We start from the raw sequence: 14,576 nt of genomic DNA on the forward strand, positions 1-14,576 counted from the left end.
CGGGGTAAAATAGAAGGATAGATAAAGAATAGATAATAAAATGAATGATTAGGCTAGTTCAACATCACCTGTTAATCGACAACTACAGGCTAAAACATAACCTTGTGCTATCTCATCAGCAGTTAAAGTACTGGTGCTGGTGACCTCATAATCACCTTTCACAATGCGTGTTTTACAGCTACCACACACTCCAGCACGACAAGCAGCCAAAACAGGAACACTGTTTTCTTCCATCGCTGTTAATAATGTCATCCCCACCGGTACGTTAATTTGCTTTAACGGATGACGAATAGTCATAGTAAGTTGTTGTGCTTCATCAACACACATTGGCTCATCACCAAAACGTTCCATAAAAATATTCTCTGCACAAACACCAAGATTTTTGGCAAAACGCGCAGTATCTTCCATATAACTATTAGGCCCACAACACATAACAGTACGACTGGCAATATCCGGTACTAAAGCGGCTAGTTTTTCTTGTGAAATACGTCCACTAAAAATTCCCTTATCATCCGGTAATTTAGGCATCATAATAAAATTGAGATTATAGGGATAAGCATTAGCCAACTCTAACCACTCTTTTTCAAAAATAAATTGGCTCTGTTCGCGAATATTAAAAATGACCGTGATATCCGCTTTAGGTTGATTATTTAACAACCAACGCGTCATCGACATAATAGGGGTCACACCGCACCCCGCAGCGAGCATTAAATAACGCGTTCCTTCTCTATCTGCACAGGTGAACTCCCCTTGTGCATCTGATAGCCAGAGATAATCACCCGGTTTAACTTGGGATGTTAACCACGTTGACCCCACCCCATTGTCGATACGACGAACCGTTAAAGAGACAAAAGGACTTAATCCCGGAGAAGATGAGAGCGTATAAGCTCGCATTATTTCATCGCTATTATTAATACTGACTAGTGCAAATTGGCCAGGTTTATAGCGATAAAAATCATGGTTAATTAAATTCAGTGTCCACACTTCCGGGGTTTCCTGATGGATAGAGTGAACTTGCATACGATTAGGACAAAGAGCTGTTGGCATCGTCATGGATATTGCTTCCTTACCGAAGCCTTTAGGCTTCGGCAATGATGATGAATAAATAAATTAAGCAGAAAGAATTTCTTGAAGATCTTGTTCTGGCGTGGTGATCGCACGCATACCAAATTTTTCATTAAGTATTGCGAGCAAATTATCGGTTAAAAATGCAGGCGCAGTCGGCCCAGTATAAATATTTTTTACCCCTAATGAGAGTAGGGTTAATAAAATAACAATCGCTTTTTGTTCAAACCACGACAAAATCAAGGACAGGGGTAAATCATTTACACCACAACCTAATTTTTCTGCAAGATTAACCGCTAGCATAATCGCAGAGTAGGCATCGTTACACTGACCCACATCAAGTAAGCGCGGTAAGCCCTCTAATGTGCCAAAATCAAGTTTATTAAAGCGATATTTACCACAAGCTAATGTCATAATTAAGCAATCTTGGGGAATGGCACGAGCAAGATCGGTATAGTAGCTACGTTCACCACGACTACCATCACATCCCCCAACTAAGAAGACATGACGAAGTTTTTTCTGTGAAACTAAATCAATCACTGTATCAGCCGCATTTAAGAGTGTTTGACGACCAAATCCAACAGTAATTAAGTGTTCAATTTCACTGTACGGAAATCCCTCTAAAGAGAGCGCTTGCTCAATCATTTCAGAGAAATCATCACCTTTAATGTGTTTCACACCCGGCCAACCAACAATACTACGCGTCCAAATACGATCGCCATAGTTCCCCACATTAGGATCAATAATACAGTTAGATGTCATTAACACAGGGCCAGGAAATTTGGCAAATTCACTTTGTTGATTCTGCCAACCACTTCCGTAGTTACCGACTAAGTGTTTATATTTTTTCAGCTCTGGATAACCATGGGCGGGTAACATTTCACCGTGCGTATAAACATTAATGCCTTTACCTTCGGTCTGTTCAAGTAGCATCTGTAAATCTTTCAGATCATGGCCTGAAATTAAAATAGCTTTACCTGCTACTGGGCGTACATTAACGGAAACAGGGGTTGGATCACCATAAGCTTGAGTTTCACCTTTATCCAATAACGCCATAATACGAAAGTTCATTTGACCAATGCCCATTGCATTGTCTAGCAACTCATTCATATCCGCAGGATCGGTACCTAACCATGCCATGTAACGATGATATTCAGCATAAATTTCATCATCGTACTGGCCTAAAACATGAGCATGCTCCATATAAGCAGCAGCACCTTTTAAGCCATACAAGCAAAGCATACGTAAACCATGTAAATCATCCCCCACTTGCGCTTTATCATTATTTAATGCAAAGCGTTGGGCTTGTTTCTGTAGACTGGCTAAGTCGTTGCCTTCTAATTGAATTTCGGCTTTAGGATGAGCGACTTGGATGGCTGCATTTTTGGCTAACGTACGTGATTTTAAGCTTTCACGTAAATAAATAGCCTCTTTGGCATATCCAACAATACGTTCAGAATCAAAATTAACATTGGTTAACGTCGAGAAGAAAGCCCGTGGCGCAAAGCTGTCTATATCGTGATCAATAATATCAACACTACGCGCAGCTAATGCCCATGCTGACAGCCCTTCTAATACTGCCACCAATAAGTCTTGTAGATCAGAGGTTTCTGCTGTTTTACCGCACATACCTTGTGCATAGGCACAACCATTACCAACAGGTGTTCTCATTGTTTGTTCACATTGCACACAATACATATCGAATTCCTTCTATAAGATGACGCTTTATTTTTATAAGTTGCATTAAATATGCAACATAAGAATACGCCATTTTTATAGTAGGAAAAGTGTCAGATGAAATAATCTGCGCCATGTTTGATCTAACGCAATTTATTGCTGTGCTTAAGAGCTTGCTTTTTTTTCTGTTGATTTGGCTTCACACCTCGTAAGAGGGTGAGTAAACAAACTAAAGGGCTTTTCTTATAAGGGAAATTGAGAAGAAATGTTGCAGTGTCGCACGGGATGATTTTGTTACATCTCAGCTAAAAAAGAGTGAGATGAATCGATTAAATTAATTAGTTCTCATTGTATATATAATATCTATTTATTATTTTTGATAGTTAATATTACCTATTGCATCAATAGCTAATAAAATTACTACAATTGATATATTTTAATAGTACGAGTATTACGAAATGAAACTATAGAATTTGACGATACTCCCCCTACACTGGAGATTAAAAATGATTAAATTAAATAATGTTCCATCCGAATTTCGTCCCTTAGAAAGCTACAAAATGTTAATCGGCGGCGAATGGGTATCCAGTACATCGCAACAAACGACCAAAACCTATAGTCCCGCAACCGGTGAGTTATTAAGTGAATATCCATCAGGTACAGCTGAAGACGTTGATCTTGCTGTAAAAGCGGCTCGTAAAGCTTTTGATCATTGGCGTAAAACCTCTCCTGCTCAACGCCAAGCGCTATTATTAAAAATTGCTGACCGTTTAGAACAAGAGCAAGAACGTTTTGCTTGGATTGAGTCTCTTGATAACGGTAAACCACTCAATGAATCGAAAAACATCGATTTACCCGCCTCTATTGACCATTTTCGATATTTTGCAGGCGTGATACGCTCTCATACCGATGAAAGTGCTGTCTTAGACGAAAATACCCTGAGTCTTGTTATTCGTGAGCCCATTGGTGTCGTTGGACAAATTATTCCATGGAATTTTCCATTATTAATGGCTGCTTGGAAATTAGCCCCTGCCATCGCCGCTGGAGATACCGTTGTTATTAATCCAGCCACACTCACCTCACTTTCATTATTAGAGCTAGGTCGTATTTTAAATGAAATATTACCAGCCGGTGTTATAAATATTGTTACTGGTCGTGGATCTGTTGCTGGACAAGCTATTCTAGAACACCAAGACATTGATAAACTAGCATTTACCGGTTCAACCAATGTAGGTTATACCGTTGCAGCTGCGGCGGCGAAAAAAATGGTACCAGCCACTTTAGAATTGGGGGGTAAGTCAGCCAATATCGTCTTCCCTGATGCGAATATGAAAAAAGCCGTTAAATATTCCGCATTAGCGATATTAATGAACCAAGGACAGGCCTGTGAATCTGGCTCCCGTTTATTCTTACATAGAGATATTCATGACGCATTCTTAAAAGAGTTAAAAGCAGAATTTGAGCGTATCCGTGTTGGTGATCCACTTGATCCTAATACACAAATGGGTACCCAAGTCAGCCAAGCGCAAATGGATACCATTTTAGGTTATGTTGAGCTGGCCAAAAAAGAAGGTGCAACCATACTCACAGGAGGTGAGCGTATTACGGGTGAAGGGTTTGATGATGGCTTTTTTGTTCGCCCAACCATTATTATCAATGCCACAAACCAAATGCGTGTCGCACGTGAAGAAATTTTTGGCCCTGTATTATGTGTGATCCCATTTGATAATGAAGAAGATGTTATTGAAATGGCTAATGACTCTGAATATGGCCTTGGTGGTGGTGTCTGGACTCAAGATATTAACCGCGCACTACGAGTTGCAAAAGCCGTTAGAACTGGCCGTATGTGGGTAAATACTTATCATGAACTTCCTGCTCATGCACCATTTGGCGGTTATAAAAAATCAGGCTTAGGTCGTGAAACGCATAAAATGATGTTAGATGCCTACAGCCAAGTGAAAAACATCTTCATTAGTACCAAAGAATAATTAACCTCTAGTTAAGCATATTCTTATAAATATAATTATCTATACTCATCTCTTAGCCTTCTCCCCAGAAGGCTTTTTATTTGCTGTAAGCAACAAAAAACCGTATGCGCTTTTCCTAATATCTAATATTAACTGCTCACATACGGTTATTCGTTTAGATGGTCATTTAGCCTTAGATAAACAAACGCGTTTATTCCGCTTCTGCTTCTTTTTTGCTTACAGAATTCACTTGTTCATTTAGATCAATATCAACCGCATTAACATCTTTTATATAGTCTTTTGTTAGACGATAAACGATGGGGCTAAGCAGTGCTAATGCAATTAAGTTAGGAATAGCCATCATCGCATTTAATGTATCAGCAAGTAACCAAACAAATTCTAAGGATTGAGTCGCGCCAATTGGCAAGGCAATTAACCATGCAATACGAAAAGGCATAATGGCTTTCGGTCCAAATAGATATTGCACACATTTCTCACCGTAATAGCTCCAACCTAAAATAGTGGTAAAAGCAAAAACAGCCAATGCGATCGCAACAATATAGTTACCTCCAGGGATAGCCATAGAGAACGAACTTGCAGTAAGTGTTGCCCCACTTTGCCCTGTCAGCCACTGTCCGGTGATCACAATCGTTAATCCGGTGACAGAACAGACAATAATGGTATCAATGAAAGTCCCCAACATGGCAATTAAGCCTTGACGGATCGGGTTTTGTGTTTTGGCTGTCGCATGAGCAATGGGTGCACTACCTAATCCTGCTTCATTGGAGAATACACCTCGTGCAACACCAAAACGTATTGCCGCCCAAACAGCCGCACCAGCAAACCCACCTTGCGCAGCAACCGGTGTGAAAGCAGATTTTACAATCAACATAAATGCATCAGGAATAGCAGTAATATTCAGTGCGAGTACGACAATCCCTGCCCCAAAATACCCTACTGTCATAATGGGCACTAATTTACCGGCAACATCAGCAATACGCTTAATTCCACCAATTAATACAGCACCGACTAAAATAACTAATGCAATTGCTGTCACTGTGGTAGAAATACCAAAATTACTTTGCAAAACATCCGCCACTGAGTTTGCCTGTACCGTATTACCTATACCGAAGCCGGCAAAACTACCAAAAATAGCAAATAGCGTTCCTAACCAAAGCCATTTTTTACCTAAACCGTTTTTAATATAATACATAGGTCCGCCAACGTAGTTGCCGTATTTATCAACCTCACGAAAACGTACCGCTAACACAGCTTCTGAATATTTAGTCGCCATACCGACTAAAGCAGTCATCCACATCCAAAATAGCGCTCCCGGTCCACCTAATACAACCGCTGTAGCGACTCCAGCAATATTGCCCGTACCGATAGTGGCAGAAAGCGCCGTCATTAATGCATTAAAAGGTGAGATTTGCCCCTCACCTCTTTTATCATTTTTCTCAAATAAGAGTTTAAATCCTGTACCTAATTTTCTAATTGGCAGAAAAGAGAGTCTAAACTGCATAAATAGACCGATGCCTAGAATGCCGACTAACATCGGTACTCCCCACACCACGCCATTAATAGCGCTTAATATATTTGTGATGAAATCCATACGTTACCCTTTTTATCCAAATGTTATGTAAATATATATTTTTTGTTATCAGATACACTAAAGATGAAAAAAAGGAAATATGCTAGAAAAAAAACCGACTAATTATGAAATTGATTACATTATGTGAGAAATATCACTTGATGATTAAATTACGCTATTATTAGATACATTGTTATTTATATATAAAACATAAATTATGTATCAGCGAAACACGATCAAAAAATCGCAAAATCAACAACGCTTTAATTGGTTTAGAAAAGCGAAAGAAACTAACCTTGCCCCGGTGAAAACGCTTATTCTTTCCGCCATTATCGGTACGTTAGCCGGATTAATTGGGGTACTATTTGAAAAAGCCGTTGGCTGGGTCATTCATTTAAGACAAGATAAATTAGCCGAGGTATTAACCAACCCTTATCTTTTGGCTATTGGCACGTTACTTGTTTCCTCTCTTTTAGCCATGAGTGGCTACTACTTAGTGAAGAAGTTTTCACCAGAATCTGGTGGTTCAGGTATACCGGAAATTGAAGGGGCAATGATAGATATTCGGCCAGTTCGTTGGTGGCGGGTATTGCCAGTAAAATTTATAGCCAGTATCGGTACCTTAGGCTCAGGTATGGTACTTGGTCGTGAAGGCCCCACCGTGCAACTAGGGGCTAATATTGGTCAACTCGTTAATGATGTCTCTCGCGTTAAAGATAAAGGAACGCGCCAAACACTATTAGCCACAGGGGCTGCTGCCGGTTTAACGGCTGCCTTTAATGCTCCCTTGGCAGGCATTCTATTTATTATTGAAGAGATGAGACCACAATTTAAATATAATCTTATCTCTATTAAATCCGTCTTCATTGGCGTGATCATGTCTTGTATTGTATTTCGCCTAATTAATGGTGAAGGAGGCGTCATACAGATAGGTAAATTTTCTTCAGCGCCGATGAATACACTGTGGCTCTATTTAGTGTTAGGAATGTTATTTGGTGTTGTTGGGGTTATTTTTAGTAAATTACTGTTTTATGTTCAAACACAATTCCAACATTTTTATCAAGATAAAACCTCACGTTTTGTTTTAGCCGGTGGCGTGATTGGTGGTGCATGTGGTTTACTTGCGTTGATTATTCCTGAAATAACCGGAGGCGGTTTTAGTATTATTCCTGCATTAAGTGCCGGAGGATATTCGTTAACTGCACTGCTAATATTTTTTGTGTTACGTACCATCACCACCATTATCAGCTTCTCCTCCGGTGCACCAGGAGGAATTTTTGCCCCCACATTAGCCTTAGGCACACTCTTTGGTAGCGCTTTTGGATTAATGGCAACCTATCTTTTCCCTGATTATCAAATTCAAATTGGCACTTTTGCTATTGCTGGAATGGGTGCTTTATTTGCCGCAACGGTGAGAGCACCACTAACTGGGATTGTGTTAGTTCTAGAAATGACCGATAACTATCAACTTATTTTGCCAATGATAATTACCTGTCTTGGCGCAACCATGCTGGCGCAATTATTAGGCGGGCGACCTATTTATACGGTTCTACTCGAAAGAATACTACAACGCTCAGAAGCCAAAGAAAAAACAGAGGCTCCCAAAGAGCCCCTATAGTTTTCAAATACTAAAATACCCTCGCTGTGATCTAACGAGGGTATTTTTCTCACCATCTATTTATTATTTTTTACGCGCAATTAATGTCGCAAAATTAAGTTGAATACGATTACCATTAGCATCAGTTTTATGTAGATGCCCTGGATTTTCATTATATTTAATAATATCCCAGCCTTGGTAATAATCCGCTAACTCACCTTGGCGCAAGAAGGTTTTGAAAGGAACTTCAGCAGATCCACTATTTGCTGTTTCAACAGGACAAACAATGACATTAATCCCCTCTGGATTTGTACACTCCTGCATATTTTTAATAATATCTGCGATACGTTGACGCTGGCAAAACATCAAAACCACAGTAGAAATAATAATATCGTATTTCTCATTTAATGCTGCTTCATTTATATCATATAAGCCGCTTTTGATCGCTAAACCGGTTTTAGCTTTGACGGCTTCAATTGCATCAATATGAGCGGCATTAATATCTAATGCGGTCACATCATAACCTTGTAATGCTAAATAGAAGCTATTACGACCACGCCCTGCGCCTAAATCAAGCACTTTACATGGGGTAGTCAATGTTGCCATATAACGCACTTCCGAATGAGGTAATGACAAATCATTTTCTTTAAAAAATTTATCTTCGGGAGTGCATAAAAAAGAGAGCTGGCAAAGTACATCATCACTCGCTTTATCGATTTTATGCCATTGCTGAGGTTGAATAAGCGGAGGCTGATTTTCGCTATCACACTCTAAGAACACTTGTTCTCCATCATCCTTAAATAGCACAAATGTCATACTCCCTTGTAATATCCGCATTTGCGCATAAGTGCCTTCTTTTGTGTTATGACGCTCTAATAATGCTAAAGGGATCGCTGTTAAGTGCCATTCAGGTAGCGTTTTATACGTAACAAGTTCCATAATTCAACCTCTATTAAGATGCATTTTAAATACATCTTATTGCAATCACTCTCTTAGGTAAAGGGTGATTTTTGACATACATTATTTTAAATATTTATTGATTAATAAATCAGTAACATCAGACGAATTAATAGATTCACCACAAAGGACTTTCATCATAATTTCTTTGCCTAACGAAGCTAAAGACAACAGCATATCTGGACGTAATCGACTTATTTTTTCTCTATTCTCATCTTTATTAATGATAGTGATTAATTTCGCTTGAAGGTCTGGACACTCTTGAATAGTTAATAAAATAAAGGTATTTTCCGCATCACTTTCAGATAACGTCGCCACCCAACTCGCTTGGCGAATATTTGCCGTTTGTAATGTTTTTACATTGGTTGGATCACCTTCAATAATATTGGCTTCTTTATCATACATGGCTTGCTTTTTATCCGAACAAATCGCAATAACCGGTTTACCTTGCTCTCTAAGCCCTTTCTCTAATTGTGCTGCCAACATTGAAGAGCCAATAATAATAAAATGATCATGCATTTTAGCGATCCTTTTCTTCACAATATCGCGAGTACCACGAGCCAAAAATCCCATCACATAAACAATAGAAGTCGTAAAAACAGTGATCCCCAAAATAACCACTGTTAGGGTAAACATTCTCGCATTACTTGAGATAGGAACGATATCGCCAAAACCAAGTGTTGTCATACAGACAATGGAAAAGTAGAAAGCATCCATTAACGTTGTGATATGTGGTTTAAATTCATCACCAATATAGAGGCTGCCTAACATAGAGAAACTCAGTAGCGAAATCGTACAGATAAAAGCAACAAAACCGGCACTGGTTAAGCTATGATGAGGAAAAGCACGCCGGCTGATAACCAATACAATGGCTAATGCTAATGAAGTATAGGCTTGAGTACCAGCTTGGTGATAAACCGCGACATCTAAAAAAACGATCGTCACTAATAATATTAATGAAACGCACCACGCAATCCGCGCCCCCATATACATAAAGAAAGAGAGCAAAATAAGTGCACTCGCTAACATCACTTTAGGAATATCAAGTAATTTCAATATACCTAACGATTTTAGCCAGTCAGCAAAACCGTGTATTTCCCAATCAAGATAAACACCACGAGAAAGTAATATCGAGTAAATAATAAAAAGACTATTCAAGATCAATAAGAAAGACATCATCTTTCTGCTAAAAGACGATGTCTCCATAAAATTAACGACTGCCGATAACTTCATTTTTATCTAATTTCTATTAATTTTGTATTGGTATATTTTCTAACCCTTTAAATTTAAAAGGTTTCGCTGGCTTAAACTGAGAGCTTGCATCTCCTGAATAAATCGTTGACTGCTCTTGGCCTAACGCTAACATCATCACTTTTCCTGTTTCTTTTGAAAAATCAATTTGTTTCAAATCAACCCAAAAAGTATTTGGTGATAATGCAGATTCAAAAAAGTAGAGCTGATTTTTATGATCAGCGACAGTTCTCCAACGAGTCGATGATATTTCTGGAGATTCTACGGTACTTAATCCATAAGGCACCGAAACATTGCGGATCACCCCAAATACACTGGCAAGTGATTTTTTGCTCGATTGCGATTTAGGAATAGCATTAATATAAAAAGAGGCTCTTGCAAAACGATCCGATGCTCTATTAGTACCCGGTAACATTACCGTACCACCAATCTGCTGCCAATAGCTATTTAATGCTAACTGTTCAGAAAATATAGGGGAGTTAGTCATCACTTGATATTTTCGGCTATGGTGGATCACCTGTTTACCATCAATATATTCAATAATTGCGCTATCACCAGAACTGTCAGACAATGATAAATGTAACGTTGCGACTCTATCCTGTCCGGGTACTTTGTCTGTTAAGACAATAAAAGGCTCATCTTTTAAAGCAGTTACCGCCTCTTCAACAGTAGCAAAATTATCTAATACATATTGTGCCCATGCAGAAATAGCCATTGCAGGCTTATCTTTGGAATAACTTGGGTAATCTGATTCAGCAAGCCATAATAAATTAGCCACTAATCCTTTTTCATTAATACCATCAGTAGTAGAAATATCATAACCTGATGCAATCACACTACCATATTTTGATTGCCATTGAACTGAATTATCACCAGCCTCACCAGAACGTTGCATTCCTTGAGGGAATATCCATAAATTAGTACCAATTTCGTATTTCCAGTCCATAGAACGAGCGGTAATTATTTGGTTATTTTCACCTAAATAAACAACTCGGGTACAAGCTTGCGCCGTAGTTATACTACTTAAAAAGGTACCTGAAATAATTAATGTACTTAATAAAGTATGTCGTAATTTTTTTAGCATAATTTTTCACCTTTAAATTATTAGATAAGCTTAATCTTATTTTCCTCATTTTGACCACTTTCTTATCACTTATAAAAAATAAACTCTCTAATAATTAATAACGATTTATCTATCTTACAGAAATTTTCTTAAGTAAGTATAAGACAAGTTACGTATCTTAAGTAAAAAAAAACTGATGCTAAAAGCATCAGTTTTTAATCTATTAGGTGATATCGCAAATTATTGCTTACCAATATTCGCTACGTTTAATTTTTTTTCACACCTTCAACAGAGATGATTAATTCTGCTTCTTGCGATTTTGGTCCTAAATCTGATTTAAAGTTAAACTCTTTCAGATTAACTTTACCTGTTGCTTCAAAACCAGCGCGATACCCTTTCCACGGATCAGTACCTTCACCAATTAATTTTGCATTTAGTGAAATTGGTTTTGTAACGCCATTAAGTGTTAAATCACCCGTCACCGTATAATTTTCACCATCACGAGTCACTTTGGTTGAGACAAACTTAGCTTCAGGATATTTACTGACGTTAAAAAAATCAGCACTACGTAAGTGTTTGTCACGTTCAGCGTGATTAGTATCTAAACTACCCGTTTTAATCACAACATCGACTTTATCTTTTGAAGGATCTTCTTTATCGTAAGTGAAGCTTCCATCAAAATCTTTAAATGTGCCGTATAACCAGCTATAACCTAAGTGTTGGATACGAAATTGCACAAAAGCATGTTGCCCTTGTTTATCAATTTGATAATCAGCCGCTAATGCTGAACTAGCATTAAATAATAATGCACCTGCAGTTAAACTCAATAACGCCTTCTTAAACATTGTTCTCTCCATAATATTGTTATTAACAGGGTAATATAAATTTAATTATTGTGTTTTTATGCCAAGCATACGTTTCAATGTAATATCTTTATCTATAAAGTGATGTTTTAATGCACCCGCGGCATGTAATAGCGATAACACAACAACCGCCCAGGCTAAATAAAGATGTACATCACCGGCTAAATCAGCTTGTTCCCCTTCCCCTGTGAAAACAGCAGGTACTGAGAACCAATCGAATACAGATATTGGCTGACCATCAGCAGTAGAAATTAAATAGCCACTTATAATGATGGCAAATAAAATTAGATATAACAGCATATGAGCCACATGGGCACTAATGCGAGTAAGTCGACTATAGCTGGATAATGCTGTTGGTGGAGGAGAAATCCAACGCCAAATTGCTCGGAAAAGAAGAACAATAAATAGAATTATCCCTATACTTTTATGTATTTCAGGGGCTGAATGATACCAGCTATCGTAATAGCCTAAATTTACCATCCACAATCCTAGGGCAAACATGCCATAGACGGTTAATGCTGTCCCCCAATGTAAAAGAAGCGACAAGTGCCCATAGCGAGTAGATGTATTCCGCCACTGCATAATGATCCTCAATCGATATTTTATTAACAAGCCGTTAACTATATTAGTAGATTAAATATAAAATGTTAGTCTAAAATTCAACAAATTATTTGTTTATCTTTTTCAATAATAATCAATGAGTCATTATCGCTTATTAGTTGCCTTATTGATTAATTTATCAATATAATTATTGATTATAATATATACAAAAAACAGTATATAGGCGATTTATGTAACAGTAAAGTCGAAGGTGTAACAAAAAATTAACTTAATATTATTACTGTATTAATATTGTTACGATAAAAGAAAAGTAGCGAAATGAAATGAGAATAAATAGGCGAGTCAGTTAATTTTAATATCGAAAAAATTTACAAAGCTATATATGATTTACTTAACATCGCCTAAACTCAAGAATTAGAAAAAATGAGTCCAACCACAAAAATTAACAGCGGTAGTGTAAAAAAAACAGATAGCCAGCGCATTTCATGAATAATACCCCAAATAATTCCAATAAAGCTAATAATAAAAATAACTGAAATAAGTTCAGAATAGTGTTCATGAAAATAACACATCAAGAAATAAAACCAAACATCCTCACTATCCATACAACAATCTAAGCCTTCAAATAATTTAAAATAAAGATAGCAATAAATTACTATTATTATCTAATAAGGCAAGTAACCTATTATAAATATTAGCCATTGCGCACAAAAACACTAATCTATTTTAAATTAGTAATAAACACCAACAAAACAACTTAAAATATGGCAATAAATTAAATTTAAAATGAATTAAAAAACACAATCACAAATAAAAAATAGCCCACCATAAGACTTAAAATAATATAATGGGTTTTACTTTAGACTTGAAATAATTATTTCACCCAAAGTTAAACTCAAAAAAATAGTTTCACATTATGATAATAAACCATCTTACTTTTAACACGAATAGAGATTTTAACATTGAATAATTACCTTTAGGTTATTTATTTAATTAAAATTAACTCATGATTTCATTTTAATAGTTATTAACTAAAAACATTCAATTTGACTTGAAAAAACACTACAATTGTAGCCGTATTTTTATTGAGGGCACTATGTCTACTGCAACAAATCTGAATGAACTACAGGAACAAGTTCGCTCCCGCTATAATGGATTAAGTAAAAGGCTACAGCAGGTTGCACATTATCTTTTGGATAATAAAAACAGTGTAGCATTTGATACAATCGCGATCCTTGCAGATAAAGCAAATGTTCCTCCATCAACATTAATCCGTTTTGCCAATGCATTTCATTTCAAAGGATTTAATGAAATGAAACTTTTATTTCAACGTCATTTAATGGGTGAAATGGATAATGAAAAATTAACCTATAAGCAGCAATACAAAAAGGAACCACCAAACTTAAATGAGCCAGATTATATTCTGCAAGAGTTTGCACAAGCCAATAGCCACGCTTTGCAACAGTTAGCTCATCAAACCCATAAGGATATGTTAAATAAAACTATACAACTACTTGAGTATGCAGAAACTATCTATATAGGTGGTTTTCACCATTCTTTTAGTGCTGCGAGCTATTTTTTTCACGCGCTTTCTCATATCCCTTGTGAAACCGTCTTTGTTAATTGCCTAGGGGGAATGTATAAAGAACAACTTAGGAATATTACACATAGAGATGTGCTGTTTGGCATCCATTTCCACCCTTATTCAGAAGAAATGCAAAAAATGTGTGAGATTGCAGCTTATAAAGAGGCTAAACAAATTATTGTAACAGATAGCCCCATAAGCCCATTAGCAAGTCTAAGTGATGTTTGTTTAACTGTAAAAGAAGCACAAATAAAAATGTTTCGTTCTCAAACCTCAACATTATGTTTACTACAAGCACTTTCAGTTGCATTCGCTTTTAGAAAAAAGAGCCATTAACATATTATTTAAAACTGCATCTTATATAAGGTGCGGTTTTATTAAAAATAGAATAAATAATAA

At 37.0% G+C, this 14,576-nt stretch carries 11 protein-coding genes; 3 read left to right on the forward strand and 8 right to left on the reverse strand.

Going from position 1 to position 14,576, the window contains the following annotated elements:
* Positions 1–48: 48 nt before the first annotated feature.
* Together hcr and hcp are read right to left on the reverse strand one after the other, a co-directional pair.
* Entirely contained in the window at positions 49–1,053 is a 1,005-nt protein-coding gene (gene hcr, locus AACU95_RS10730) for an NADH oxidoreductase (RefSeq protein ID WP_004250327.1), read from the reverse strand.
* Positions 1,054–1,110: 57 nt separating this feature from the next.
* Positions 1,111–2,763, reverse strand: a complete 1,653-nt coding sequence (gene hcp, locus AACU95_RS10735) for a hydroxylamine reductase (RefSeq protein ID WP_004244173.1) — start codon at positions 2,761–2,763, stop codon at positions 1,111–1,113.
* A 485-nt stretch (positions 2,764–3,248) separates the two neighbouring features.
* Here hcp and AACU95_RS10740 point away from each other — a divergent pair, with 485 nt between their 5' ends.
* Positions 3,249–4,730: an aldehyde dehydrogenase family protein gene (locus AACU95_RS10740; protein ID WP_004244174.1), complete on the forward strand. Its 1,482-nt coding sequence runs from the start codon at positions 3,249–3,251 to the stop codon at positions 4,728–4,730.
* A gap of 190 nt (positions 4,731–4,920) precedes the next feature.
* Here AACU95_RS10740 and AACU95_RS10745 read toward each other — a convergent pair whose 3' ends face one another.
* Positions 4,921–6,321 (reverse strand): alanine/glycine:cation symporter family protein, encoded by a 1,401-nt coding sequence (locus AACU95_RS10745; protein WP_004244176.1) that lies wholly within the window; start codon positions 6,319–6,321, stop codon positions 4,921–4,923.
* Positions 6,322–6,517: 196 nt separating this feature from the next.
* On the opposite strand from AACU95_RS10745, the gene clcA reads away from it, so the two are divergent.
* The gene (gene clcA, locus AACU95_RS10750) at positions 6,518–7,918 is read left to right on the forward strand and encodes a H(+)/Cl(-) exchange transporter ClcA (RefSeq protein ID WP_004244178.1); all 1,401 of its coding nucleotides are present in this window, start codon (positions 6,518–6,520) and stop codon (positions 7,916–7,918) included.
* A 63-nt stretch (positions 7,919–7,981) separates the two neighbouring features.
* Here the strand turns inward: clcA and tehB are convergent, their stop codons facing one another.
* The 5 genes from tehB to AACU95_RS10775 all read right to left on the reverse strand — a co-directional run bounded on the left by tehB (position 7,982) and on the right by AACU95_RS10775 (position 12,613).
* The gene (tehB, locus tag AACU95_RS10755) at positions 7,982–8,836 is read right to left on the reverse strand and encodes an SAM-dependent methyltransferase TehB (RefSeq protein WP_004244180.1); all 855 of its coding nucleotides are present in this window, start codon (positions 8,834–8,836) and stop codon (positions 7,982–7,984) included.
* 81 nt (positions 8,837–8,917) lie between these two features.
* A complete protein-coding gene (locus AACU95_RS10760) occupies positions 8,918–10,087 on the reverse strand; it encodes an NAD-binding protein (protein WP_004244181.1) in 1,170 nt (389 codons plus the stop codon).
* 16 nt (positions 10,088–10,103) lie between these two features.
* Positions 10,104–11,189, reverse strand: coding sequence for a linear amide C-N hydrolase (locus AACU95_RS10765; RefSeq protein ID WP_004244182.1), 1,086 nt, complete (start codon positions 11,187–11,189; stop codon positions 10,104–10,106).
* Positions 11,190–11,434: 245 nt separating this feature from the next.
* Positions 11,435–12,013: a YceI family protein gene (locus AACU95_RS10770; RefSeq protein WP_004248606.1), complete on the reverse strand. Its 579-nt coding sequence runs from the start codon at positions 12,011–12,013 to the stop codon at positions 11,435–11,437.
* Positions 12,014–12,058: 45 nt separating this feature from the next.
* Complete coding sequence (locus AACU95_RS10775) at positions 12,059–12,613, reverse strand: cytochrome b (RefSeq protein ID WP_004244184.1); 555 nt, start codon at positions 12,611–12,613, stop codon at positions 12,059–12,061.
* Between the two features lie 1,075 nt (positions 12,614–13,688).
* Here AACU95_RS10775 and AACU95_RS10780 point away from each other — a divergent pair.
* On the forward strand, positions 13,689–14,513 hold the full coding sequence (locus tag AACU95_RS10780) for a MurR/RpiR family transcriptional regulator (RefSeq protein ID WP_004244186.1): 825 nt from the start codon (positions 13,689–13,691) through the stop codon (positions 14,511–14,513).
* Positions 14,514–14,576: the final 63 nt, after the last annotated feature.

Origin of the sequence: Proteus sp. G4415, from assembly GCF_963896075.1 — a bacterium.
In the GTDB taxonomy this organism is placed as follows: domain Bacteria; phylum Pseudomonadota; class Gammaproteobacteria; order Enterobacterales; family Enterobacteriaceae; genus Proteus; species Proteus mirabilis.

Excerpts from the sequence above, each read along its gene's own strand:
- hcr (WP_004250327.1), bottom strand. The coding sequence starts at position 1,053 with ATGACGATGCCAACAGCTCTTTGTCCTAATCGTATGCAAGTTCACTCT.
- hcp (WP_004244173.1), bottom strand. The coding sequence starts at position 2,763 with ATGTATTGTGTGCAATGTGAACAAACAATGAGAACACCTGTTGGTAAT.
- AACU95_RS10740 (WP_004244174.1), top strand. The coding sequence starts at position 3,249 with ATGATTAAATTAAATAATGTTCCATCCGAATTTCGTCCCTTAGAAAGC.
- AACU95_RS10745 (WP_004244176.1), bottom strand. The coding sequence starts at position 6,321 with ATGGATTTCATCACAAATATATTAAGCGCTATTAATGGCGTGGTGTGG.
- clcA (WP_004244178.1), top strand. The coding sequence starts at position 6,518 with ATGTATCAGCGAAACACGATCAAAAAATCGCAAAATCAACAACGCTTT.
- tehB (WP_004244180.1), bottom strand. The coding sequence starts at position 8,836 with ATGGAACTTGTTACGTATAAAACGCTACCTGAATGGCACTTAACAGCG.
- AACU95_RS10760 (WP_004244181.1), bottom strand. The coding sequence starts at position 10,087 with ATGAAGTTATCGGCAGTCGTTAATTTTATGGAGACATCGTCTTTTAGC.
- AACU95_RS10765 (WP_004244182.1), bottom strand. The coding sequence starts at position 11,189 with ATGCTAAAAAAATTACGACATACTTTATTAAGTACATTAATTATTTCA.
- AACU95_RS10770 (WP_004248606.1), bottom strand. The coding sequence starts at position 12,013 with ATGTTTAAGAAGGCGTTATTGAGTTTAACTGCAGGTGCATTATTATTT.
- AACU95_RS10775 (WP_004244184.1), bottom strand. The coding sequence starts at position 12,613 with ATGCAGTGGCGGAATACATCTACTCGCTATGGGCACTTGTCGCTTCTT.
- AACU95_RS10780 (WP_004244186.1), top strand. The coding sequence starts at position 13,689 with ATGTCTACTGCAACAAATCTGAATGAACTACAGGAACAAGTTCGCTCC.